The organism is Bradyrhizobium sp. USDA 4461 (assembly GCF_054055655.1).
Genome location: NZ_JBSRXM010000001.1, coordinates 182,706 through 207,516, shown reverse-complemented (window position 1 = coordinate 207,516; position 24,811 = coordinate 182,706). Strand labels below are relative to the sequence as shown.

The following is a 24,811-nucleotide window of genomic DNA, read 5'->3' as shown; positions in this document are numbered from 1 at the left end:
CAACAATATGCGGCGCTTGCTCGACACGGCTTGCTAGATTCTATCGGGTTGGATGTTTTGTCGCTACTGGTAGATTCGACAGGTGGGGCTCGGCCTGACGGCCCCATGGGTGCTCTTCGGTTCGGGATCCCGGTGCGCTCGATGTCTGTCTTGCCGCTGCTTCGGGGACGATTTCCCTGCTCATGGCTGTACGACCTATGGCAACCGTCCCGCCGTCCGAAACCCTCGCATGCTTCTTTTTTCCCCGCCGGCAAGCCGGCTCCTCGCGGCCGCTTCGCTGCAAAAAAGGCGCGAGCTCGGGTGCGCCGCTGACGCTTCGCCCCAGGGGTTCGGCGGCGTTCCGGCCGCCATGACGGTCTCGCCATCGCAGGGATCGGCTCTGCGGCAGCGAAGGAGACAGACCATGACTGCGATCGGATTCGTCACCCGTAACGACAACGGCGGCTTTAGGGGCGAGCTCAAGACCTTGTCCATCCGAGCCCACATCGACATCGTTCCCAACAGCGCCAAGTCGACCGAGGCTCAGCCGGACTTCCGCATCCTCGCCCAGGGCGTTGAGATCGGAGCCGGCTGGATTCGGCGTGGCGAAAGCAGCGGCAAGGACTACGTCAGCCTGTCACTTGCGGCACCTGAACTCGGGTCTCGCAAGCTCTACGCCAACCTTGGCCGAGCCGTCGGCTTGGGCGACGACAACGGCTTTTTCCTGATCTGGAATCCCGGCGACTAGCCCGGGATCTTGGGCTCCCGCACCTCGCGCGGGAGCCTTTCTCCAGCGGCCAGCTTTTGACCGTCGCGTTAAGCGTGCGCGATCGAACGCCGAACGGCATTCGATGTTTGTGCATTGGGCAAAAAAGCACGAACAACGAGCGTAAGGTCGAGACTGTTCTCCTGCGCGGCTTTGCCTAAGGAAGGCTTGAGGGGTACTGCCCGTCACCCCGCGAAATCCGCGAAGTCTCGAGATTCATGCCGCCATCGATCCTCGCCTGGGGCGAGGCGTCGTAATGCTGTTTGGCGGGCCTGTCGAGGCGCCTGGAAGAGCTGCACGGCTTGACCTGAACTGGCCGGTTCGTGTCGATAGGGAGCACCGTCTTGTGGGAAATCCGCTTCAGGGCCAGGTTCGAGCGAATGCTCGAAACGCCGGTTATGCGGGAGAGCTTGTTTACGATGAGATCCTCGAGAGCCTCGATATCAGACACCATAACACGAAGAAGATAATCGTTGTCGCCGGTCATGAGATAACATTCCATCACCTCGCCAAGGCGATCGATTGAACGCGTAAAGCTCTCGAGTGATGGCTGGGCCTGCCTTTCAAGCTTTACTTGTATGAATGCTGTAACGCCGATGCCGAGAACTGCGGGATCCAGCACCGCAATTCGCCGGTCAATGACCCCGAGTTTTTCGAGCGTTCGAACTCGAGCGAGACACGGAGACGGTGAGAGATTGACGCGGGAAGCGAGTTCAACGTTGGTCAAACTTGCGTTCTGCTGCAGTTCATTCAAGATCTTTATGTCGATCCTGTCCAAAGCCGTCGTCGTCATTTCATTCTCCCATGGGCAAGCATTCGTCGTCCCATCGAGGCCCGGCCCCTCGCGTTATTCCGCGAGGTGACATCTCGATGAAACAAATGCTATCTCTCGCCCGGGCGTGTAGATTTCGATAAAATGACGACTTGTATCGAAAAACGGTCAATCTGATCTTGCCGCCCGAACATGTGGCCCGCGCGCAGGTGGCGGCTGCCGTCGTGATGAGCAACGCGATTGCAATCTGTGCACTGATCCGGTCGCGGGAACTGAACCGGTCCAGCCCAGCCCGCGATCATTGGAGGGCCCGGCTTTGTCGTCGACGAATCTAGCCGGGTAATTGGTAGGGCAGTATGTCCCTGCGATCGCGGTCTATTCTCAATCTGCTCTTGAGCGGCGGGATCGCGCGTTGAGGACAGTTGGTCCGTTCGCAGATTCGACAAGAAATTCCGATCGGATCGAAAGTGCCTTTGCTTGTGAGCTCAAGCCCGTCTGCATATACGAAATCTTTTGCATAGGAGACTTCGCATCCCAGCGCGATGGCATAGCGCGGGCGAGGAGAGCCGAAGCCGCCCCGGCCTTTCGAAAGTTCGGTTGCGATGCAAAGAAATCGAATGCCGTCCGGTGTCTCGGCGAGTTGCCGAATGATTTGGCTTGGGGCCTCGAATGCCTGGTGCGCATTCCAGAGCGGGCAGGCGGCTCCGTAGCGTGCAAATTGCAGTTTTGCCGCGCTGTGGCGTTTGGTGATGTTCCCGGCGCGGTCCAATCGGGCGAAGAAAACGGGCACCCCCTTCGAGCCCTGCCGTTGAAGCGTCGACAGGCGATGAGCAACCTGCTCCAGGCTTGCGCCGAACCTGGTCGCGAGCAATTCGAGATCGTGCCGCAGCTCTCGAGCGGATTGCAGGAATCGTTGGTACGGTAGAACGAGGGCGCCCGCAAAATAGTTTCGCAATCCGGCGGCGCACACGTTTCGGGCATCGACTGATCGAAATGTCGCTTTATCTGCAATCTGACCAATCCGGTCTTCTTGTTCGAGAGCCGCGATTTGCAGGGCGATCTGGAAGGTCCGGGTTGGTGTCGGCAGATATTGGCTCAGAAACAGCGTGCGCGATGCGCGATCGAATTGCCGCAATGAAGTCTCGTTCGGGCCGCTCTGGCGAATCCGTACGCCATGTTTCGCTTCCAGGTAGCTGATCAACGCGGTCGTCGGGTTGCTGTCGGGAATATTCAGCCGGTCGGCAAGAGCCTCGGCAGCGGTATCCAACTCATCGACGTAATTGTCGACCAGGTGAAAAAAATCGCGAACTTCCTCATAAGCTGTCGGTTCTCCCGCCAGGTTGGCGATCTGGCTATCCAGGCTGGCGAGCTGCTCGCTGTTGCGCCGATATGCCTGATGCGCGTTCAGGAGCGCTTGAGCAAAACCGGGAGCGTTCTGAACCACCAGCTTCAACTCTTGTATGCTGGGCGCGTAGGAGGCGAAGATCGGATCAGCCAATGACTCGGCCAGCATCGAAATGACTTTGTCGCTGTCGTTGAGCGACAAAGAGCTCAGGTCGACCTGAAATTTTTCGGCAAGCAGCACCAGCACGGAGGCCGAGACCGGCCGCTGATTGTTCTCGATCTGGTTCAGGTAACTGAGCGAGATTCCCAGCCGCTCCGCGAATGCCGCCTGGGTGAGCATTTTGCTCTCCCTTACCTCGCGGAACCTGCGGCCGATATAAAGCTTTCCTGCCATTTGCAACTTCGCAATTTGCTGTTTTCATATCTGTAACATGTGCAAATGTGCGTCTTCAAGCCTTCTCAGGCCTCGGATCGCTTGTGTATGGCGGGGTAAGACCTGCTCGCGGACCCACCGGGGTGTTGTGTGATCTCCACAATTGAAGCTCTTGAAGAACGTCGCGCCGGCGCCAAATTGGGCGGCGGCGAAAAGCGAATCGAGGCGCAGCACGCCCGCGGCAAGCTGACGGCCCGCGAGCGGATCGAGCTGTTGCTGGACAAGGGCTCGTTCGAGGAATTCGACATGTTCGTCGAGCACCGCTCGATCGAGTTCGGCATGGAGAAGAGCAAGATCCCCGGCGACGGCGTCGTCACCGGCTGGGGCACCGTCAACGGCCGCAAGACCTTCGTGTTCGCCAAGGACTTCACCGTGTTCGGCGGCTCGCTCTCCGAAACGCACGCGCTGAAGATCACGAAGCTTCAGGACATGGCGATGAAGGCGAGGGCGCCGATCGTCGGCCTTTATGACGCCGGCGGCGCGCGCATCCAGGAGGGCGTCGCGGCGCTCGCGGGTTACTCCTACGTGTTCCGCCGCAACGTGCAGGCCTCGGGCGTGATCCCGCAGATCTCGGTCATCATGGGCCCCTGCGCCGGCGGCGACGTCTATTCGCCGGCGATGACGGACTTCATCTTCATGGTGAAGAACACCTCTTACATGTTCGTCACCGGCCCCGACGTGGTGAAGACCGTCACCAACGAGGTGGTGACGGCCGAGGAGCTCGGCGGCGCGTCAGTGCACGCGACGCGCTCCTCGATCGCCGACGGCGCGTTCGAGAACGACGTCGACGCACTGTTGCAGATGCGCCGGCTGATCGACTTCCTTCCCAGCAACAACACCGACGGCGTGCCGGAATGGCCGAGCTTCGACGATATCGGCCGGGTCGACATGTCCCTGGACACGCTGATCCCCGACAATCCGAACAAGCCCTACGACATGAAGGAGCTGATCCTCAAGGTCGTCGACGAGGGCGACTTCTTCGAGATCTCGGAGACTTTTGCCAAGAACATCGTCACCGGCTTCGGCCGCATCGCCGGCCGCACCGTCGGCTTCGTCGCCAACCAGCCGATGGTGCTGGCTGGTGTGCTCGACAGCGATGCCTCCCGCAAGGCCGCGCGCTTCGTGCGGTTCTGCGATGCCTTCAACATCCCGATAGTCACCTTCGTCGATGTGCCGGGGTTCCTGCCGGGCACCGCGCAGGAATATGGCGGCCTGATCAAGCACGGCGCCAAGCTGCTGTTCGCCTATTCGCAGTGCACGGTGCCGCTCGTCACCATCATCACCCGCAAGGCCTATGGCGGCGCCTTCGACGTGATGGCCTCGAAGGAGATCGGCGCCGACATGAACTACGCCTGGCCGACCGCCCAGATCGCGGTGATGGGCGCCAAGGGCGCGGTCGAGATCATCTTCCGCTCCGACATCGGCGACCCCGACAAGATCGCCGCGCGAACCAAGGAATACGAAGACCGCTTCCTGTCACCCTTCATCGCCGCCGAGCGCGGCTACATCGACGACGTCATCATGCCGCATTCAACAAGAAAGCGGATCGCGCGGGCGCTGGCGATGCTCAGCGATAAGAAGGTCGAGATCCCCGCGAAGAAACACGACAACCTGCCTCTGTGATCATGTTCAAGAAAATCCTGATCGCCAACCGCGGCGAGATCGCCTGCCGGGTCATCAAGACTGCGCGCCGTATGGGAATTGAGACGGTCGCCGTCTACTCCGAGGCCGACCGCGATGCGCTGCATGTCGAGATGGCCGATGAGGCCGTGTTGATCGGCCCGCCGGCCGCGGCCGAGAGCTATCTTCTGATCGACAAGATCGTCGAGGCCTGCCGCAAGACCGGCGCGCAGGCGGTTCATCCCGGCTACGGCTTCCTGTCCGAACGCGAGGCGTTTCCGCGCGCGCTGGAGGCGGCCGGCATCGTCTTCATCGGCCCGAACCCCGGCGCCATCGCCGCGATGGGCGACAAGATCGAATCCAAGAAGGCCGCTGCGAAGGCGAAAGTCTCGACCGTGCCGGGCCATCTCGGCGTCATCGAGGACGACAAGCACGCCGTCCAGATCGCCGACGAGATCGGCTATCCCGTGATGATCAAGGCCTCCGCCGGCGGCGGCGGCAAGGGCATGCGCATCGCGCATTCGAAGGCGGAGGTGGCCGAAGGCTTCAACCTCGCCAAGGCCGAGGCGAAGTCGTCGTTCGGTGACGACCGCGTCTTCATCGAGAAATTCATCGTCGATCCCCGGCACATCGAGATCCAGGTGCTCGGCGACAAGCACGGCAACGTGATCTATCTCGGCGAGCGCGAGTGCTCGATCCAGCGCCGCAACCAGAAGGTCATCGAGGAAGCACCGTCGCCGCTGCTCGACGAGCAGACCCGCCGCAAAATGGGCGAGCAGGCGGTCGCGCTGGCCAAGGCCGTGAACTACGATTCGGCCGGCACAGTGGAATTCGTCGCCGGCCAGGACAAGAGCTTCTACTTCCTGGAGATGAACACCCGCCTGCAGGTCGAGCATCCCGTCACCGAGCTGATCACCGGCATCGACCTCGTCGAGCAGATGATCCGCGTCGCGGCCGGCGAAAGGCTCGCGATCGCGCAGAAGGACGTCACGCTGACCGGCTGGGCGGTCGAGTCCCGCGTCTATGCCGAGGATCCGTTCCGCAACTTCCTGCCCTCGATCGGCCGGCTGGTGAAGTACCGTCCGCCGGCCGAGGCCAGCCATGACGGCATCACGATCCGCAACGACACCGGCGTGCAGGAGGGCGGCGAAATATCGATCCATTACGATCCGATGATCGCCAAGCTCGTCACCCATGCCCCGTCGCGCGCCGCCGCAATCGAGGCGCAGGCGACCGCGCTCGACGCCTTCTATGTCGACGGCATCAGGCACAACATTCCGTTCCTGTCGGCCTTGATGAACCATCCGCGCTGGCGCGAGGGCCGGCTCTCGACCGGCTTCATCGCGGAAGAATTCCCGAAGGGATTTTCCGCGCGTGCCCCCGAGGGCGAGATCGCGCGGCGGCTTGCGGCGGTCGGCGCTGCGATCGATCACGTGCTGGGCGAGCGCAAGCGGCAGATTTCCGGCCAGATGGGCGGCCGCGTGGTGCAGCGCGAGCGCCGCCGCGCGGTATGGCTCGACCGAGCCGAGATCGCGCTCGATGTCGCGCGCGAGGACGACGCCATCGCGGTGCGCTTCATCGGCACCGACGGGTTGCCGGGCAATCCGCACAATCTGGTGTCCAGCTGGGCGCCGGGCGAGCCGGTCTGGCAAGGTGCCATCGACGGCAATTTCGTCGCCGTCCAGGTGCGGGCCGTCAACAACGGCTTCCGTCTCGCGCATCAGGGTTTTGAGGTGCCGGTCTATGTCTTCACCGAGACCGAAGCGACCTCGGCGCGGCTGATGCCGGTGGTCTCGGCCGCCGACACTGGCAAGAAGTTGCTGTGCCCGATGCCCGGTCTTGTGGTGTCGATCGCGGTGACCGAGGGGCAGGAGGTCAAGGCCGGCGAGACGCTCGCGGTGGTGGAAGCCATGAAGATGCAGAACGTGCTGCGCGCCGAGCGCGATGGCACGGTCAAGAAGATCCACGCCGCCGCCGGCGCCACGCTCGCGGTCGACGCGCTGATCCTGGAGTTCGCCTGACAATAGGGATCGCGATCTTCGCATTCTACCGTAAGGAGATGTCGGCAACCCAAGGCGGAAAAAGGGCGACCGCCCCCATATGCAACGGGCTGCGGGCGATCAAGGTTGACCAATTTCTCGCCTGCATCTGGCTTTCAGTCAGCGCCACATCAACGCGTAGCGCAGTTCCACGATACGAGAAAGCTTGTTCGCATATGCGCGAATGCGCCGGCAGGGTCCAATAAAGGAAAAATCGGTTATCGGATAACTCGCGAGCTGCGCAAGCGCTCAGCGGCGGCGGGTTCACACGTATTCAACGGATCAGCGTCAGGCAAATCGCAATCGGCGCAAGCGATGCTACGCGCTCGAACGCTCTGCCGAAAAAACGGCAGGGTTGCGAATGACGCCATGAATCGTCTCTCGTCGTCGCATGCGCTGGAAATTAAACAAGCCGGCCTGGATAGTCTGCAGCATATTATGCTGATGGGCGATGCGCGCGGTGAAATCTTCGAACATTAATGCCGACCGGGCGGCGCAAGTATCATCATACAAGCGTGGCCGGAGGTCACGGATTGATGGTGCGCTCGGAATTGAAAGCAAGCGATGAAGCTCAAGCACATCTATCTTACCGCGCAGGAACCTGAAGCGTTAGCCCGCTTCTATGAAGCGCTTGGACTGACGATCCGCTTTGCCGACGGCGCCAAATGGATTCAATTCGCCGGAGAGAAGGCCGCCTTCTGCATCGCAGGCCCCGGAGAGTCGGCCTCCGAAGGGGCTCGGAACGCGGTCGTCGTATTTGAAGTGGATGATCTGGAGCTTACACTCGATCGGGCTCGCGCCCTGGGAGCCGAGATTTTCAGCGAAGTGCGGGACATGGGGGCGCATGGTCGTGTGGCTTGCTTGAAGGATCCGCAAAACAACACGATCCAGCTCTTTCAAGCGTCGAAGAAGCAGGGCGGCTAGCCGGCTCCGGGCAACTCGGTTCGAGTATTTGCGGGAATCCATCACCATGAACTTCCGAGTGTCACCGATGCCAAACCAACCATCCCCGGTGTTCAGCAGCGCGGAATTCCGGAGCGCAATGCGCCACGTGCCCGGTGCGGTATCTATCGTGACGACGGGTGTGCGACCGGGCAGACACGGTTTGACGTTGACGGCCGGGTGCTCATTGTCAACCGAACCATCGAGCGTGCTCGTTTGCGTCAACAAGACCGCCGGGGGCCACGACACAATAAAGCAGAGCGGATCATTTTGCTGGAACATTCTCACGGCTGATCACGCTGAACTCGCAAAGAAGTTTGCCGGGCAGGACGGAAGCAAGGGCGACATACGCTTTGCTGACGGTTTGTGGCGTCAGCTCACGACAGGTGCGCCGAGCCTCATCGAGGCAATTTGCAGCTTCGACTGTCGCGTCTCCGGTTCGTACGATGCCGGCAGCCATACGATCTTCGTCGGCGAAGTTGTTGCCCAGACGACCAACCTCGATCGCGAGCCGCTTGTCTACGTAAACGGTGAATTCACCGTACCGAAGCATTAGAGGGTCCGGCGCATGGGCTGCCGAATGAGTGTCGCACTCAGTGAGAATAGCGCCCGGACGCCGACCGCGAATGCGAAGCAAAGGCTCAGGTCATAGGGTCCGGGGCCAAGAGGATATCTGTCGCAAACGCAGGAGAAATACCAATGCGGGGGAACATGTTCGCTGACCAGATCAGGTCGGAATTTTGCGCCGGGGTGGTCTCGATCCCGTCCGAGCGCGGCCAGCCGCGGCTAGCAGTCCGTCTGAGTGTTGCGGTGTCCAATACCCGGCATTCGCTCGCGCCAGTCAGTGGTTGCTGATGCTCTCGCTCTGGCTCAATGTTCTTGCGAGCGGCATTCTGCTCGGTCTCGTTTACGGCCTCGTCGCATTGGGCCTTACCATTATATTCGGCGTCATGCGCGTCGTAAATTTTGCTCACGGCGAGATGGTCGTGTTCGGTGTCTACATCGGCTACTGGACGGTTCGCCTGTGGAACGTGCCAATCATCGTGGCGGCAGCTATCGCTGCGGTCGTGATGTTCGTCTTCGGATATCTGTTGGAAGCGCTGATTGTAAGTCGGTTCGTAAACCGGCCGCATCACTATCAATTCATTGTTTTCATCGGCCTGTCGTTGCTCTTTAGCGGAACCCTGTTGGTCGCGTTCGGGCCGGATCCGCGTCCAACTGCCTCGCAGCTGTCGTTTCAGACCGTGTCTCTCGGCCCTGTGACGCTCGACCTGGCGAGAGTGCAGGCGGCAGCGACCGCCGGGCTGCTTATAGCTCTGCTTGGAGCGTATCTGAAGTTCTCCCCGTTCGGCCGCTCGCTGCGGGCGGCGGCGGACAATCGTCTGGGCGGCCTCATCGTTGGACTGAACATTCCACGAGTCTATGCGGTTACCTTTGGCATCGGGGCAGCTTGCGCAGGGGTCGCCGGCGCCCTGATATCTCCCCTGTTCGACGCTCAACCATATCTCGCCGTCGATTTCACTCTCCTTGCTTTCGTGACGGTCATCGTGGGCGGGCTCGGCAGCTTTGGCGGAGCACTCCTCGGAGGTCTGGTGATCGGCGTCGCCGAGGCAATCGCGGCGTTGATGTTCACGCCTTCGATGAAGACGGCGCTTCCTTACGCGCTGCTGATCATCATCCTGGTTTTCCGTCCGAGGGGGTTTTTTGGTGCAAAAGAAATTTGACCGTGGGCTGGAACGGACACGGTGGCTTGCCGGGATAGCGGTCTTCGCTGTCCTGGGATTAATCGGGATGCTGGCAAACCCATACGTCATCTCGCTGATGACGATCGTATTGTTGTTCACCTTCCTCGGACAGTCCTGGAACCTGATGCTTGGGATCGGCGGGCAGCTATCGATCGGTCACGCCCTTTTTGTCGGGCTGGGAGCCTATTCCGTCGGTGTCCTCTACGTAAAGTACGGCATTTCGCCTTGGTTCGGGCTCTTGACCGGAATGATCCTCGCCGGATCCGTTGGCGCGTCGATCGCCTGGTTGAGCTTTCGGTTCGAGGTTCGCGGTATCTATTTCGCGCTGCTCACGATTGCCGCCGCCGAGTTCGCCAGGATCATGTTCAGTGGCTGGGAGTTCGTGGGCGCAATGCAAGGATTGTTCTTTCCTGCGCCAACAGGCGGGATTGAGATCTCCATGCTTCGCGGCGATGCCCGCTTCTACTACTTCGTCGCGCTTGCACTGGCGGCGTTGGGAATAATCGGAACCGAATTCATTTCACGATCCTACCTCGGATACGTATGGCGGGCGATGCGCGACGACGAATCGGCCGCACGCGCGCTCGGCGTCCGGACGTTCCAGCACAAGATTCTCGTGATCTCGCTATCGGCTGCAACGGCCGCCGCCGGCGGCGGCGTTCTGGCGCTCGTGCAAGGGTCGATATTCCCGGACTCAATCATGGGGATGGGGCTATCGGTAGACGTCCTGATAGGGCCCGTAGTCGGGGGGCTGGGGACCACGTTCGGTCCGCTGGTCGGGTCGCTCGCCGCGATTCCGCTCAATCACTTGATGAGCGCGCTCGGCGACAGTCTCCGGATCCCGGGACTGAACAATATTACCTACGGTGTTGTCCTGATCTCGGTCGTCTGGTTCCTGCCAGACGGCATCTGGCCGGCGATTGCGCGCTTTTGCAAAGCTATCCAGGCGCCACCCACGGCATGGCTGTGGCAGTCCCGAAAGGTCGAAGAATGACAGCCCTGCTTGAGGTCGAGAACCTGTCCCGATCGTTCGGAGGCCTGGTCGCGGTGAAGGATGTAAGCTTCTCACTTCGAGCGGGGCGGATCACAGCGCTGATCGGACCGAATGGAGCGGGAAAGACGACATGCTTCAACCTGGTCGCTGGTGCCCTGAAGCCGACCGGCGGCCGGGTGCTGTTCGAAGGCCGCCAGATCGACAATTCGCCACCCGAGACTGTTTGCAGGATGGGTATCGCGCGAACATTTCAGATCGTGCGGCCAATGCGTGACATGTCGGTGCTTGAGAATGCCATGATCGGAGCCTTCAGCTGGACCAGAAACGTAAGCGAGGCCAGATCGAAGGCGTACGAGTCACTTGAAAGCGTTGGTCTGGCCGCCAAGGCCCATGTAAGGACGGATCAATTAACGCTGCCGGACCGGAAAATGCTGGAAACGGCCAAGGCGCTGTCGACCCGGCCCAAATTGCTGTTGCTGGACGAGGTTATGGCGGGTCTGAGACCGACTGAAGCTGCGGGTATCGTAGGCGTACTGCAGAAGCTTGCCGAAGGTGGATTGACGATCCTCCTTGTCGAGCACGTCATGCGCATCGTGATGGAAGTTGCCTCGCATGTGGTGGTGTTGCATCACGGCGCCAAGATCGCAGAGGGACCTCCCAAAGAGGTGGTTGCAGATCCGAAAGTCCTCGATAGCTACCTGGGGCCAGGCTTCCATGCTTAGTGGTGCGCTTCTGTCGATCGATGGACTTTGTGTGGCGTACGATGGATCCTGCGCTTTGAACGGCGTCTCCCTGCAGATCCACAAAGGCGAATTGATCTGCGTCGTTGGCGCGAACGGCGCAGGGAAGACCTCACTCATCAGATCAATCTCGGGCATCGTTCGATCCTCGAGCGGTGTCATGAAGATGAACGGTGTTGATATCACCGGCATGTCGCCATGGGAGATCTGCGAGCGCGGCATTGCCCAGGTCGCGGAAGGTCGGCAGATTTTCGGAAGTCTTTCTGTGGAAGAAAACCTGCTCCTCGGAGGGGCGCTGAAGCGCGCGAAGGGCGGGCAGTCCGAAACGCTCGACTTCGTTTATCAATTGTTTGAAAAGCTTCGTGAGCGCCGGGGGCAATTGGCCGGTACGCTATCGGGCGGCGAGCAGCAGATGCTGGCTATCGGCCGTGCAATCATGTCAAAGCCCGAGGTCGTCATGTTTGACGAGCCTTCCATCGGGCTGTCGCCCGCGCTGACGGACGTCATGTTTGGTGTGGTGAAGTCCCTGCACGAGCAGGGAGCCACGGTCCTGCTGGTAGAGCAGAATGTGGCGAAATCGCTTGCGTTGGCCAGTCGCGGCTACGTTCTGGAGAACGGCTCAATCGTGCTCCACGGATCCAGCGACGAGTTGCTGAACAATCCCGAGATTCAGCGCGCTTATCTTGGACTGTAACGGTCCTGTGGCGCGACCAGCCCGTCATCCGAAAAGGCGGCCGAACGGTCGCGGCAGAAGATGCCGCGAAATAGCCCGGGCGCGACCATTTGTGTCGAGCAGCGGCGTCGGGGAAGGGGTGTCCCGCAACCAATTCCACAAGGCCTCGCCTAGGCTATTTCCATGGAAGCCGATGACGCCATTCTGATCGAACGCGACCGCGATGTGGTCACCATGACCATGAACAGGCCGCCGGCAAACGCACTGAACAACGCGCTTGTTAGCCGCCTGCTGGACACGTTTCGCGCATTGTCTCGCGAGGCGTCGCCGCCGGGCATTGTCCTGACCGGCCAGGGCGAGCGCTTCTTCAGCGCGGGCGGAGACATAAAGGAGGTCGCCGGCATCGAAATATCGCGGCCTCGGATGAGGAGCTTCCACGCGCTTCTTTGCGAGATGGAGAGATACCCCGCGCCCTTCGTGTGTGCCGTGCGTGGATACGCCGTTGGCGGGGCCTTGGAGTTCCTTCTTCACGCCGACTACGTCGTAGCGAACCATGAATGCAAAGTCGGGTTCCCGGAAATCAACCACGGCCTGTTGCCTGCAGCCAAGGGAATCCGGAAGGCAGTGCAGAAGCTTGGGCTTCGTGAGGCGCAGGCATTGCTCTACTGGGGCGACTTGACCGACGCCAAAAAGGCACTCCAAATTGGGGCGATCAACGAGATCGCAAGCACCGCGGAAGTGATGGTGAGAGCCGGGGAGGTATGCAGGCATCTTCGTGGAAAGGAGCGCAAGCTGTTTACGGCGATCAAGCGTTCGCTGAACCTGACGGGCCAAATGGACGATGCTGCGCTCGAGGCGGTGACGATCGAGGATCTTGCGGCCTATCTGGTAGACGATAGTTCGGCACAGGCGCGTTCGCGCTTCCTGTCGAAACAGCCAAGGAAAGCGTGAATGACCGCACCGGCATTGCCTGATGAGCTCCGTCTTGAACTGCTGAGCTTCGAACAGGTATCGGCTGCCCTTGCTGCGGGGGCATCGACCGTCCTGATACCCTGCGGAGCTGTGGAGCAACATGGACCGCACCTTCCGCTCTGCATGGATGCGGATCATGCAGACGCCATCGCGGCAAGCCTGGCGCGGCAGCTGGGACGTACCCTGATCGCTCCCACCATCAAGGTCGGCTGTTCAGCCCATCATCTGGTCTTCCCGGGGACGATCTCCATTCGTCCGGAGACGTTCGAATCGATCTGCCTGGATTATTGCACAAGTCTCGCGAGGCACGGCTTCAGGCGCATTCTGCTGTTCTCAGGCCATATCGGGAATTTTCCCGCGCTCCAGGAGATGCTTCCCCGGCTGAGGAGCGCCGTTCCGGTAGACGTCGAGATCGACGCGTACTGCGATGCCGTTGCCTGGATCGAGAGATGGCGAAGCGCCGTCGAGCAAGCGGGTGGTGACCCGAATGCTGTTGGAGGACATGCCGATATCGCGGAGACCTCGCTCATGATGTTGCTCCGCCCCGACAGCGTCAGGCTCGATCGGTTCGAGGTCGGGCATCTCGGTGCGCTATCCGAGGAGCAGCTTCAGGCAATGTGGAGAAACGGGATCAAGTCCGTCACGGCCAACGGCATCATCGGCAACCCGTTCGGCTCGACGGCGGGGATCGGCGAGCGATGTCTCGCGGCGATAACAGATCTTCTGGCCGTCTCGTTTGGAAGCCAAAGCAACGCCGTCTGAATCTCTCGTGCTCCTCCTCAGATGGACGCCGAGAATGATTGTCGCGCCACGTTCAGCGGCGTTGGCTGCGAAAGGGCAGGCGTTGACTGCTCACAGCACAAAATTTGGAAAGTCATCTAACTGCGTGGCGCATTCGAACAAAAATGTTGCCGCGCCCATGAAATGCTTCGCCATCTTGACACTCCATGAGGATCCAGAAGATGGCACTTACGTTCGGGTTTTGGTCGGAGCAAGAAACCCAGGTCGGGCAGAGCTATGCCCGCCGGCTCCATGAACTCGTGGACGAGGTGCGTCTGGCCGAAAAGGTCGGATTCGACTGCGTCGCGCTTTCCGAGCAGCACGTTGCGCTCGGCGGCATCTCGAGCTCCGCGCCGGAGGTCGTCTACGGGTACCTTGCAGCCGTTACGTCGCGCGTGAAGCTGAGGTCAGCGGTGACGCTGATGCCCCAGAAGATCAATCATGCCTTGCGATCGGCGGAGCGATTGGCAGTAACCGACATCCTGTCGCATGGCCGCATGGAATTCTACGCCGGCCGGGCCAACACGACCATCGCCATGCGCGCCTTCAACGTTGATCCGAGCGAAACTCTCGCTCAGATGGAGGAAGGCATCGCGCTCCTGAAGAAATCGATGCGCGAAGATATCTTCACCTTCGAAGGCAAGTACTATCAGATCCCGCCGCGGATGCTGGTGCCCAAGCCGATACAGAAGCCGCATCCGGTGATCGGCATCGCTGCGACCAGCGAGCGGAGCCACAGCTGGGCCGGATCCGAAGGCCTCGCCGTCATGAGTAACTGCATCTACCAGGGATGGGAGGTCCAGGAAAAGCTTCTAAACACTTACCGTCGCGGCTGGAAGCGTGACGAGCAAGGTCCGCTCGATCGGCCGCGCATCGGCATTCCGCTTTTCTTCGGCATCGGGTCAACCGATCAGAAAGCGAAGGACGATTACGCCGAGCCCCTCATGCACTATGCGAGGATTTCGACTGACGCCTATCCCCGTCTCGCAAAGCTCGCCGACGACTATGCGTATATGAGCGAGAGCGTGCCAGCCATGGAGCGCGCGGGAAAGGACTGGGACTACTTGCTCAACCACTCCGCGACAACGGTCTGCGGAAGCCCGGACACCGTCATTCGTCAGATCGAGAAGTTTCAGGCGATGGGCGTCGACGAGGTGCTTCTCCATCTCGACTCCGTCGATCACGAGAAGATCATGCAAGCGATCGACATGTGCGGCCGCTATGTGATCCCCCACTTCAACGATAGGAACAATGTCGTCCGGCCTACGGAAGATATTCTCGGACAGATCCGCGCCATGCGACCGCAGAAGTAAGCCAACCGGAACAAATGGAAGATAGCCATGTCGAAGCAGAACTACAAATATCTGATCGTCGAGAAGCGGCCGAGCGGTGTGGCCATCGTCACGATGAACCGGCCGGAGATCCTCAATGCGATCAATTGGGATATGCACAGCGAGCTCGAACGGGTCTTCGTCGAGCTGGACGAGGACAAGGCGGTCCGCGCGATCGTTCTGACGGGGGCGGGGCGGGGGTTCTGTTCGGGCGGCGATCAGAAAACGCTCGACAAGAGTCCGATCCCGTCGCCGACCCGGGGCGGACGCCATCTGATCCGGAACATGCTGGAGGTCGAGGCGCCGATCATCGCCGCGGTCAACGGCGTCGCGGTCGGTCTCGGGGCAACTCTCGCCTTGTTCTGCGATGTCATATTCGCCAGTCCGGCCGCGAGGTTTGCCGATACGCATGTTACCGCAGGCGTGGTCGCGGGCGATGGCGGCGCGGTGATGTGGCCACTGCTGATGGGACCCGTCCGGGCGAAGCACTACCTGATGACCGGTGACTTCATCTCCGCGGAAAAGGCCGCGTCCATCGGCATGATCAACGAGGTGATTTCGAACAGGGACGTCAAGGATGCTGCAATCGAGTACGCAGAGATGCTCGCGAGCGGCCCAAGAGAATCTATCATCTGGACCAAGTATTGCGTGAACAAGATCATCAAGCAGTACGCGCATCTGCTCCTTGACACCTCGACCGCCCTCGAGACGATCACCTTTGCCGCGCCCGACCGGCGCGATGCCGTGGCCGCCTTCGCTGAAAAGCGCAAGCGCTTCGCGGAGCGTTGAGGTGAGCGCCGAGGGTTTTGCGTCAGGCGCCCAACTCGCCGACGTGACCATTCCGCAGCTCCTGAGCCGGCGGAGGGTGGAGCTTTCTGACGAGATCGCGTTCAAGCAAAAACGTCGCGGTGAGTGGATTGCCACGACCTGGAAGCAGTATTCGGACGAGGTGGCCAAGTTGGCGGCGACTCTGCAAAAGGCTGGATTCGAACGCGGCGATCGCGCGGCGATCATGGGGGATGTGTCCCAGGAATGGCTTCTTGCGGACATGGCGATCATTTGTGCCGGCGGCATCATGGTCGGCGTCTACTTCACCTCATCGGCGGAGGAGGTCGGCTATTATCTGGGCGACTCCGGAACGTCGTTCATGTTCGTTGGCAGTGAACATCAGCTCGGTACCGTCCTTGCATCGGGCCATGCTGACCAGTTGAAAAGAATCATCGTGCTCGATCCCGCGTGGAAGAAGACAGGCGGGCCGGCGAACGTCGTCTCTCTTCATGACTTCTGGAGCGAAACATCGATTGACGCCGACATCTTTCTTAAGGAGCAGGTCGCAAAAGCAAAGGCGAGCGACCTGACCAGCATCGGATACACGTCCGGCACGACGGGATTTCCGAAGGGAGCGATGCTGACCCATCTGTCGCTGCTTGCTGGTGCGCACAGCGTAACCCTGTTCACGTCGAAGTTGCGCTCCGATGTCCACCGTGTCGTCGTGCACCTGCCGATGTCACACACGGTGGCACGCGCACAGGCAACGACACTGCCTCTGCTCATCCGCCTGGTGCCGTATTTCGGCGAGAACTGCGCAGAGTTCGCTCAAACCGTCAAGGAAGTGAAGCCGACCTACTTCATGGCTCCGCCGCGGTTCTTCCAGCGGTATGCCACCCAGATCCTCAGCAAGGTTCACGCCGGGTCCGAGAAGCAGAAGCAGGACTATCAGCTCGCGATGACTATCGCCCGCAAGGCCCTTGATGATCGTCAGGCCGGAGGCGTGCCGGACCCGTTCATTTCCGGCCTCTTTGCCGTGTGCCAGCAACAGGTCTTCCGTCCGCTGCTTTGTGAGGTCGGGTTCGAGGAACTCACGGTCGCATACACCTCGTCCGCGGCGATGCCTCCCGAGCTGATGTCGCTGTGGCAGCTATGGGGATTGCAGCTGAAGGAATGTTACGGACAGACGGAACTGGTCGGCGCCAATCTGGTGCAGATGGCGGAATGGCCGGAAGCTGGCACCGTGGGCGTACCCCTGCGGGATCCGGCTTGGGAGACCGCTGTTCTCGAAGACGGGGAAATGATTGTCAGGGGACCCGGACTTTTTGTCGGTTACTGGAATAAGCCGGAAGAGACCAAATCCGCTCTGCGCGATGGCTGGCTCTACACCGGAGACATCGTGGATGTCGATTCGACGGGCCTCTTCAGGCTGGTCGATCGAAAAAAGGAGATCATCAACACTTCCAATGGAAAATCCATCAGCCCGACGCAGATCGAAAACGAGCTCAGGCGCAGCCCGTTTGTCTCTGAGGCGGCTGTGCTTGGAGAAGGAAAGAAGTACCTCACGGCGCTGATCGAGGTGAACGCGACCGCGACGATGGATTGGGCCAGATCGCACGGTCTTCGAATCGAGCGGTACTCGGAACTGGCAAGCTCCGAAATCGTGGTGCGGATGATCGAAGCAGAGATCGGCAAGGCGAATGGCAGGCTTGCCAGGGCCGAGCAGATCAAGGCGTTCCGGATATTGCCGGAAGAGCTTTCTCCCGAGAACGGCATGATGACGCCGACTCGAAAGAAGCGTCGGAAGCAGATCATGCAGAGGTATCGGTCGTTGATCGATACGCTTTATGACGAGAGCGAAGACAACCTCGTCAAGGCGGAAGTCAAACCCTGAGCCAAACTACGCAGTCGGCGCATCTCGTGAAGCGCCGAGCGCGAGTGCTTGTCCTGGCGCGATAGCGCCTCATTGTTCGTCGCGCGCGGCGGTCAGACCGCATCGATATTCCTGCAGCCAACCAAAGGGGAAACTACATGAGAAAGCATGTCGAAAGCGGTTTGACCCGTCGGTCCTTGATCGGTAGCGGAATTGGCGCCGCAGTCGGACTCGCATCGTGGCAGTCAAGAGCGGCCAGCCCGGCCAAGGTCCGCGTCGGCGCAATCAATCCGAGCAGTGGCGTCCTGGCGTTTCCGGGGCAGGCTTGCGTACGCGGCATCGATGTCGGTGCGAAGTTCGCAAAGGAGAAGTTCGGTATAGAGCTGGAAATCATCCATGCGGACACGCAAAGCCGGCCGGAAAACGGACGGATTGCCGCCGAGAACCTGATCAGGCAGGGGTGCACGGTACTTATCGGCGCGTGGGATTCCGGAGCAACCATCTCCGCGCTTCAGGCCGCCGAGGCCGCAAAAGTGCCTATGGTCGTTCACATCGCGAGCGCGACCCAGGTGACCTCTCAAGGATTCACCGAGGTGTTCAGGTACTACCCGACGTCGCTGACCATCGTCAGGAAGTCGCTCATGGAGCTGAAGTCCATCCTGTCCTCGATCAAGGACGCTCCAACAAGCGCCGCCGTCATGCACCTCAACAATACGATGGGACAGTCGACCGCGGCGAGCATCGATCAGGCCTGGAAGGAGGTCGAAGTGCCCCTCAGGATTGCCGAGTATATTCCATACGATGAAAGAGCCAAGGATCTCTCGGTCGAGGTTGCAAAAGCCAAAGCGTCAGGCGCGGACGCGTTGGTCTCCGTGACCCGCGTCAACGACGCCATCATGATCATTCGGGAATGCACCAAGCAGGGGTGGAATCCCAAAATGATCTTCTCCCCCAACTCGAATGGCGCGCAGGACAAAGCGTATTATGACGCGTTGGGCAAGTACGGCGACGGCGCGATACTCTCGACCCTGTGGTACAATCCGAAGGCGCCTGACGCCGCGGCGATCTTGAAGAGATTTGCGTCCGATTATCCAAATGACTGGGTCGACGGGAATTCAGGCTGTGCCTTCGAAGCTGTTCAGATTGTTGCGGACGCCGTAAGCCGCGCCGGTTCTTCCGAATCCGCTGCGATCCACGCCGCTCTAAAAGCAACGGACATGACGCCTATCCTGATGTCCAGCGGCAAGATCAAGTTCGACGCCAATGGCCAGAATATGGGCAGCGACGTGACCATCCTTCAAGGGCAGAACGGGAAGCCTCGCGTGGTGGCGCCGCAGTCGGTCGCCGAAGCTTCGCTCCAATACCCTCTCGTACCTTTCAACACGCGATAGGAGACGCCGCGAGCTGCGGCCCCAGCTTGCGATGTTGGGAGCCAGGGCTGCCGGGCGAGAGTCTTCAAGCCGAGGGCTCACGGCCGACGAAGCTGGATCGCTCGGCAAGGAAGCGGCGCGGACTCTTGCCCATCGCCTTCTTGAACATGGTTATGAAGGCGCTGGGGGTTTCATAGCCCAGATCGAGCGAGACGGCCTGAACGGAATATCCCGCAGACAGCCTCTGCAGCGCGACGAGGATGTGAAGGCGCTGTCGCCAGCGTCCAAACGTCATCCCGGTTTCCTTCAAGACCAGGCGAGCGAAGGTCCGGACACTCATCGCATATCTGGTCGCCAATTCGTCGATCGTGCTGCGATCGCCGGGGTCATTGAGCAGCGATGCCGCGAGATGCTGAAGCCGGCTGTCGGTGGAGATGGGCAAGTACATCTGTTCGGTGGACATCTGCACCAATTCGTCGAGCAGCACGCGTCCGAGCCGGCTGGTCGGCCCCTCGACTGGATACAGGGGAGGAAAAACGGAGAGCCGATGGATCAGTTCACGGACGAGCGATGATATCGTGAATGTGCAGCACGTGCTCGGAAGCGTACTCGCCTGCGGATCGATGAAGACGACGTAGACCTTTCCATTGTCCGAGACGCAATTGCTATGCATGACGCCTGCCGGTATCCACACGGCACCCTGCGGCGGAACGATCCATAGTCCGCCGGGGGCACGACACATCACCGATCCATGTGAAGCGACAACGAGTTGCCCTTTCTTGTGTGAGTGGAGCGGAAGCTCGTCATTGTCTTCACCGGTTTCGATGCAGAATGAGGTGATCGGCCGATCGAACTGATCCGGATCAATCGGATCGTAGTTGATCCGAAGCTCGGGCAAATTCATTCTGGCAAAACCAGGATCCATTTCGGACGTGGACAACATGCTCATCGAATTCGCTCGCTACTGGCTACGGCTCCCGCAATTCAGGAGGCGGAGATAAGGGGCGCGCCTGGAGTCCGGGCGACGATAGCGCTCCGGGAAATGCTCGTCACCGAAAAGTAACGCGAGGATGCAAGAATCTGATCCTGCGGGTTAGCCTCGTTCCTTCCCGGATGGTGACTGTCACGGCCGCTCATCGACTGGCTCCGCGATGGGGAAAACAACCGGAAGGCTCAACGCAGGGAGCTGCTGCGACAAGACACGTCTCACGGCGCCAGACCGCAACCCCCGCCCCGACGGTAGAAAATGCCGCGTTCCCGCGCGAATTGGGTCCACCGATCGCGCTTTCACGGTTGTCCGCAGGGGTATTCGCCGGAAAATGCCGCGACCCCCGATGCTACCATTTCGCAGAAAGCTGGCACGGGCGTGTTGCCGATTGGAAGGCGAGAGCCAGGCCCGCGCAGGCCGTGACGTCGAAAGACAGAAGGCCGCGCCGTGCGATCGTTCGGGGGCAGTTGAATATGGTGGAGGATAATCGAACTGTCTTCTGCATATCCTTGAGCGCTCAGGAGCTGGAGTTCGCGGTAGCATGCCGTGACTTTGTTCTGCAGAAGAAACCCGAGCTCAGATCGTCCATCGTTGTAGCGGACAATATGCTTTCGATCGCCGACCAGCCACATGTCCGGCAGGCATTCATGGAATTGGGCCTGGCTAGATTGGTCCGCGTTCTGCGGCTCGCGATCGTAGGTAGAGCGATTGCGGTCAGGAGAGCACCCAGATTGCTGTTTGATCTCGCGCGCTTCAGGACAAAAATCGTCCGGGCCCTGCGCAGGCGCGCGGGGTAGCCGCTCAGGGATCGGCGTCGATCGATCGTGCGATGAAGCTAGCATTCGAAGGATGGCCGGTAATGGGCTCCATCAATTGTTATGATCGTGCCGTCATCGGCTACGACCCAACTGGCCTTCCGTCCATGCAGCATGCCGCGCGCCGATCTGGCTCATCCCGGCCTTGTCACGCGAAAATGCCGGAAACTGGGGCAATTCCGTCTTCTTCAGCACAAAATGCCGGGCGGCATACCGGATAGTTCTGTCGCTGAGATCGTTCGTTGGGCTGTCTTCGATCGAGATCCGCGTCGGCGTTTGCGAAGGATCTACATCCTTCGCTTCCTCCCTGGACTTGGCCCGGCTCGTGCCGGGCCATTTTTTTGCTTGGCGGCGGCTGAAGCGTTTACGGGATCAGCTTGTCGGCCGGCTCAGCGCCGTGGGGCTCAGCGGCGTATGATTTTCTTCAAGATCTCGGTCAGGGTCCGAAATTCTTCCCTCGTCAACGGGGCAAATGTCTCGCCGGAAATCTCAGCAATGGTCTCGATCGCAGCGTCCGCCGTCCGCCTCCCTTTATCCGTTAGTTCGATCTGCCGTCGTCGTGGATCCAGAGGATCCTTGGAGCTCTTGATCAGCCCGCGCGATTTGAGGCGATTGATGACGCCAGTGATCGTTGCTGAATCATAGTGGATCAGTCGCCCTAGGTGATTTTGAGAACATGATCCGACTTCCCTCAGTTTCGCCAGCGTCGAGAATTGGGGTGGGGTCAGTTCTTCGATCATTTTCGCGACAAAGATCGATGTGTGGGTACGGAGCGCGACGCGCAACAGGAATCCTGGTGCATCGTCCAACCTGTAAGATTGTGCGGTCTCTTTCGGCTTCTCCGTCGGAGCCGTCCTGGTTTTCGGTTGCACGATTTTCGTCCTCTTGCGGCACTTGCCCGTGGCTCGGCTGAACAAAGCTGGATGGCTCGGCCTCGGAAGTTCCTGGTTGATCATTTGTGTACATTCGTTGCCCCCAAGAATCCATGCCGTCTGACCGCGAGCCCTATCCGTCCGGCGGATAGGGCTGTCACTCGTATACGAGTGTAGCGCTTGCATACGAGTGATAATTGGGGTAGAGGTTGGGGATCGCCCCCTGGGAGGAGCCGCGCAGGCTTCCTGACCATCGGCTGTGACCTCGCACCCCGGATCCGAGCATGTCGGTGACTGACAGTATGAGTGCCGTACGACCCGACCTCATCGAGAAGGTTACGGGGCGGGCAGAATACGTTACCGACCTCGCGATCCCGGGGATGCTGCACGGCTTTGTGGTTCGTTCGCCGGCTCCTCACGCGCGCATCTCGTCGATTGACGCGAGCGTCGCCAGGTCCGTACCAGGGGTCGTCGACGTGCTCATCGGAGCGGATGTCGTCTCGTTCGGTTGCTGGGGTGTCGTGCTCAAGGACCGGCCGATCCTGGCAATCGACCGAGTCCGGTATGTGGGCGAGCCGGTCGCCGTGGTGGTCGCTGAGACCATCGAGATCGCCGAAGCCGCCGCGGAGCTTGTCGACATCGCGTACGACGAACTCCCGCACGCAACGACCATCCGTGAAGCGATGATGGCGGATGCGCCGCTCATCCATGAGCATCACGAAAACCTCGAAGACTTCTACTTCAAGGGCGGCGCCAGGCCGACACCGGGCAGCAACATCTTTCATATTTACAGGAACAACGTCGGAGATGTTGAAGCTGCGGAGACGGCCGCGGCGCACGTTCACGAGGACCACTTCACGTTTCCGGCAATCTCGCATTTCGCGATGGAGCCGCATGCTGTCATCGCCGACTTCCAGGGAGACTCCCTGACGGTCTGGGCAGGTGCGCAGACGCCGACCGCGGTTCAGAAGGTGCTCTCCAGGCTGTTCGGCCTGGCGCTGGCCAAGGTCCGCGTGATCGTCCCGTTCGTTGGCGGGGGATTCGGCGGCAAGGCATCCGTCAAGATCGAACCATTGGTCGCCGCCGCGTCCTGGAAGGTGCGCCGCCCGGTTCGGGTGGCTCAATCCATGGCTGAATCGATGCTCACCTGCCGAAGGCTCGGCGCTGACATCACGATTCGCACCGCGGTCGATGCCAATGGACGGATCCTCGCGAAGAGCGCCAGGCTTCTGCTCGACGGCGGAGCGTATTCAGATACGGGCTCAGCAGTCGCCACGAAATCGGCGAACCGCATCATGGGCCCATACGTGGTGCCGAACATGCGGCTCGAAGCATGTGCGGTTTACACGAACACCGTCCCTGGCGCGGCGTTCCGCTCAATCGGTGGCCCACAGGCGGTTTGGGCCAAGGAATCGCACATGGACAATGTGGCTGCGGCAATCGGCATGGACCCGACCGAGTTCCGCATGCTGAACCTGGCCTCCCGTGGCGAGCGCATCCGCCCCGACCTGCGCGCGCTCGACATGGACATGAGCGAGTTGATCGGCCGGGTGAGGCGGTCGTTCGCGCCGGACGCGCAACCCTCCAACCGCAAGGCGCAAGGATTGGCGCTTGCCGCAACCGATCCGGCGAATACGCCGATCAGCAACGCGATCGTGCGTCTCAAGATCGATGGGTCGATTCTCGTTTCGGTCTCCAGCATCGAGGTTGGTCAGGGTGCGCACGCGACGATGGCCCAAATCGCGGCGCAGACATTGAAGCAGAAGATGTCTGCGGTCACCGTCCTGCGCTCGGATACAGCGGTCGCCCCTTACGACTGGGGTACCGGCGCGAGCCGCTCGACCGTCGTCGTCGGCCTCTCTGTCGAGAGCGCCGCTCTCGACGCAGCCGATCAGATCCTCGACATGGTTGCAGAGGTCTGGGAGCTTCCCCGCGCCGGCCTGTCACTCGTCGAGGGAGGCGTCTCGACCGGTCCAGACGTTCTCACTTTCCATCAGATATTTCACCGCAGCCTGGGTGTCGATTCGGGAGAAGTCGTCGGCCGCGGCGCCATCACGCCGCGCTCGAAGAAAGGCTCCCTGGCGGAGTCACCTCTGTTCTGGGAGACAGCCGCAGGTCTCGCAGAGATCGTGGTCGATGAGGAAACCGGCGAGATCCGTGTGCCTCGGTACGCCAGCGCCGCCGACGTCGGCCGTGTGATCAATCGCCTCGCCGCGGAAGGTCAGGATGAGGGCGCTGCTGTCATGGGGCTCGGTCACGCGCTTCACGAGGCGCTCGAGTTCGAGGACGGGCAACCCGTCAACGCGACTCCGATCGATTATTCGATACCGCGGATCACCGACGTGCCGCCCTCGTTCGACACGATACTTGTCGAAAACGGCGACGGCCCCGGGCCTGGCGGCGCCAAAGGAATGGGCGAGGGAGCGATCCTGCCGGTCGCACCGGCGATCGCCAACGCGCTGTTCGCCGCCTACGGCGTCCGAATAACCAATCTGCCGATGACACCCGAAAATGTGTGGCGCGCACTCCGGAAGAGGAACTGAACATGGAATTCAACATGTCAATGGCGGTGCCGGCGACCCCGGCGCAGCTTTGGAGCACGCTGCTCGACGTTCCACGCATATCGAGCTGCATTCCCGGGTGCGAAAGCGTCGAGGAAATCCAGCGGCTTGCAACCTACAAAGCAACCGTCAAGCAGAAGATCGGTCCTTTCAAGCTCGAAGTGCCGGCCGACATCATCGTTGAATCGATCACCGAGCCGTCTCACGTGCGCACCCGCGCTACGGGCCGCGACAAGATCACAGGAACGCGGCTGGCCGTTGTCCTCGACGTAACCGTCACGCAGGCCGGTTCTGGATCCACATTTGCCGTGGACGCGAAAGTCGACGTGCAGGGCCGGCTCGCGAGCATGGGGTTCGGCATCATCAAACGCCGGGTCGATCAGAACTTCGAAGAGTTCGAGAAGCGACTCAAAGAAATGCTGGGCGCGGCCTGA

General features: G+C 60.6%; 22 protein-coding genes. 18 read left to right on the top strand and 4 right to left on the bottom strand.

What is annotated here, in order from left to right; all coding sequences use genetic code 11:
* The first annotated feature begins 403 nt into the window (after positions 1-403).
* Positions 404-727: a DUF736 domain-containing protein gene (locus tag ACVINW_RS01005; RefSeq protein WP_163155369.1), complete on the top strand. Its 324-nt coding sequence runs from the start codon at positions 404-406 to the stop codon at positions 725-727.
* A gap of 175 nt (positions 728-902) precedes the next feature.
* Here the strand turns inward: ACVINW_RS01005 and ACVINW_RS01000 are convergent, their stop codons facing one another.
* Together ACVINW_RS01000 and ACVINW_RS00995 are read right to left on the bottom strand one after the other, a co-directional pair.
* Complete coding sequence (locus ACVINW_RS01000; RefSeq protein WP_456706922.1) at positions 903-1,538, bottom strand: Lrp/AsnC family transcriptional regulator; 636 nt, start codon at positions 1,536-1,538, stop codon at positions 903-905.
* Between the two features lie 310 nt (positions 1,539-1,848).
* Positions 1,849-3,255 (bottom strand): helix-turn-helix domain-containing protein, encoded by a 1,407-nt coding sequence (locus ACVINW_RS00995; RefSeq protein ID WP_456749581.1) that lies wholly within the window; start codon positions 3,253-3,255, stop codon positions 1,849-1,851.
* 132 nt (positions 3,256-3,387) lie between these two features.
* On the opposite strand from ACVINW_RS00995, the gene ACVINW_RS00990 reads away from it, so the two are divergent.
* The 15 genes from ACVINW_RS00990 to ACVINW_RS00920 all read left to right on the top strand — a co-directional run bounded on the left by ACVINW_RS00990 (position 3,388) and on the right by ACVINW_RS00920 (position 19,162).
* Entirely contained in the window at positions 3,388-4,917 is a 1,530-nt protein-coding gene (locus tag ACVINW_RS00990) for an acyl-CoA carboxylase subunit beta (RefSeq protein ID WP_456756262.1), read from the top strand.
* 2 nt (positions 4,918-4,919) lie between these two features.
* Entirely contained in the window at positions 4,920-6,935 is a 2,016-nt protein-coding gene (locus ACVINW_RS00985) for an acetyl-CoA carboxylase biotin carboxylase subunit (RefSeq protein ID WP_456749580.1), read from the top strand.
* 105 nt (positions 6,936-7,040) lie between these two features.
* Positions 7,041-7,433 (top strand): hypothetical protein, encoded by a 393-nt coding sequence (locus tag ACVINW_RS00980; RefSeq protein WP_456749579.1) that lies wholly within the window; start codon positions 7,041-7,043, stop codon positions 7,431-7,433.
* A gap of 84 nt (positions 7,434-7,517) precedes the next feature.
* Complete coding sequence (locus ACVINW_RS00975; RefSeq protein ID WP_456749578.1) at positions 7,518-7,877, top strand: VOC family protein; 360 nt, start codon at positions 7,518-7,520, stop codon at positions 7,875-7,877.
* A 46-nt stretch (positions 7,878-7,923) separates the two neighbouring features.
* Positions 7,924-8,451 (top strand): flavin reductase family protein, encoded by a 528-nt coding sequence (locus ACVINW_RS00970; protein ID WP_456706917.1) that lies wholly within the window; start codon positions 7,924-7,926, stop codon positions 8,449-8,451.
* Positions 8,452-8,749: 298 nt separating this feature from the next.
* Positions 8,750-9,619, top strand: coding sequence for a branched-chain amino acid ABC transporter permease (locus tag ACVINW_RS00965; protein WP_456749577.1), 870 nt, complete (start codon positions 8,750-8,752; stop codon positions 9,617-9,619).
* On the top strand, positions 9,603-10,634 hold the full coding sequence (locus tag ACVINW_RS00960; RefSeq protein WP_456749576.1) for a branched-chain amino acid ABC transporter permease: 1,032 nt from the start codon (positions 9,603-9,605) through the stop codon (positions 10,632-10,634). The genes ACVINW_RS00965 and ACVINW_RS00960 overlap by 17 nt, the downstream gene beginning before the upstream one ends.
* A complete protein-coding gene (locus ACVINW_RS00955) occupies positions 10,631-11,356 on the top strand; it encodes an ABC transporter ATP-binding protein (RefSeq protein ID WP_456749575.1) in 726 nt (241 codons plus the stop codon). Before ACVINW_RS00960 ends, ACVINW_RS00955 begins: the two co-directional genes overlap by 4 nt.
* A gap of 55 nt (positions 11,357-11,411) precedes the next feature.
* Positions 11,412-12,068 (top strand): ABC transporter ATP-binding protein, encoded by a 657-nt coding sequence (locus tag ACVINW_RS00950; RefSeq protein WP_456749574.1) that lies wholly within the window; start codon positions 11,412-11,414, stop codon positions 12,066-12,068.
* A 162-nt stretch (positions 12,069-12,230) separates the two neighbouring features.
* Complete coding sequence (locus tag ACVINW_RS00945) at positions 12,231-12,998, top strand: enoyl-CoA hydratase/isomerase family protein (protein ID WP_456749573.1); 768 nt, start codon at positions 12,231-12,233, stop codon at positions 12,996-12,998.
* Positions 12,999-13,781 (top strand): creatininase family protein, encoded by a 783-nt coding sequence (locus ACVINW_RS00940; protein ID WP_456706911.1) that lies wholly within the window; start codon positions 12,999-13,001, stop codon positions 13,779-13,781.
* Between the two features lie 200 nt (positions 13,782-13,981).
* Complete coding sequence (locus ACVINW_RS00935; protein WP_456706910.1) at positions 13,982-15,112, top strand: LLM class flavin-dependent oxidoreductase; 1,131 nt, start codon at positions 13,982-13,984, stop codon at positions 15,110-15,112.
* A gap of 27 nt (positions 15,113-15,139) precedes the next feature.
* Positions 15,140-15,919 (top strand): enoyl-CoA hydratase/isomerase family protein, encoded by a 780-nt coding sequence (locus ACVINW_RS00930; RefSeq protein WP_050401602.1) that lies wholly within the window; start codon positions 15,140-15,142, stop codon positions 15,917-15,919.
* Between the two features lies 1 nt (position 15,920).
* Positions 15,921-17,792 (top strand): AMP-dependent synthetase/ligase, encoded by a 1,872-nt coding sequence (locus ACVINW_RS00925; RefSeq protein WP_456749572.1) that lies wholly within the window; start codon positions 15,921-15,923, stop codon positions 17,790-17,792.
* Positions 17,793-17,929: 137 nt separating this feature from the next.
* Entirely contained in the window at positions 17,930-19,162 is a 1,233-nt protein-coding gene (locus tag ACVINW_RS00920) for an ABC transporter substrate-binding protein (RefSeq protein ID WP_456749571.1), read from the top strand.
* Between the two features lie 64 nt (positions 19,163-19,226).
* Here ACVINW_RS00920 and ACVINW_RS00915 read toward each other — a convergent pair whose 3' ends face one another.
* Positions 19,227-20,090, bottom strand: a complete 864-nt coding sequence (locus tag ACVINW_RS00915; protein ID WP_456706907.1) for an AraC family transcriptional regulator — start codon at positions 20,088-20,090, stop codon at positions 19,227-19,229.
* 1,258 nt (positions 20,091-21,348) lie between these two features.
* Positions 21,349-21,816, bottom strand: a complete 468-nt coding sequence (locus tag ACVINW_RS00910; protein ID WP_456749570.1) for a MarR family winged helix-turn-helix transcriptional regulator — start codon at positions 21,814-21,816, stop codon at positions 21,349-21,351.
* 284 nt (positions 21,817-22,100) lie between these two features.
* Between ACVINW_RS00910 and ACVINW_RS00905 the strand changes: the two genes are divergently transcribed.
* Together ACVINW_RS00905 and ACVINW_RS00900 are read left to right on the top strand one after the other, a co-directional pair.
* Positions 22,101-24,359 carry a xanthine dehydrogenase family protein molybdopterin-binding subunit gene (locus ACVINW_RS00905; RefSeq protein WP_456749569.1) on the top strand — a complete coding sequence of 753 codons (2,259 nt, stop codon included), beginning with the start codon at positions 22,101-22,103 and terminating at the stop codon, positions 24,357-24,359.
* A gap of 2 nt (positions 24,360-24,361) precedes the next feature.
* On the top strand, positions 24,362-24,811 hold the full coding sequence (locus tag ACVINW_RS00900) for a CoxG family protein (RefSeq protein WP_050401596.1): 450 nt from the start codon (positions 24,362-24,364) through the stop codon (positions 24,809-24,811).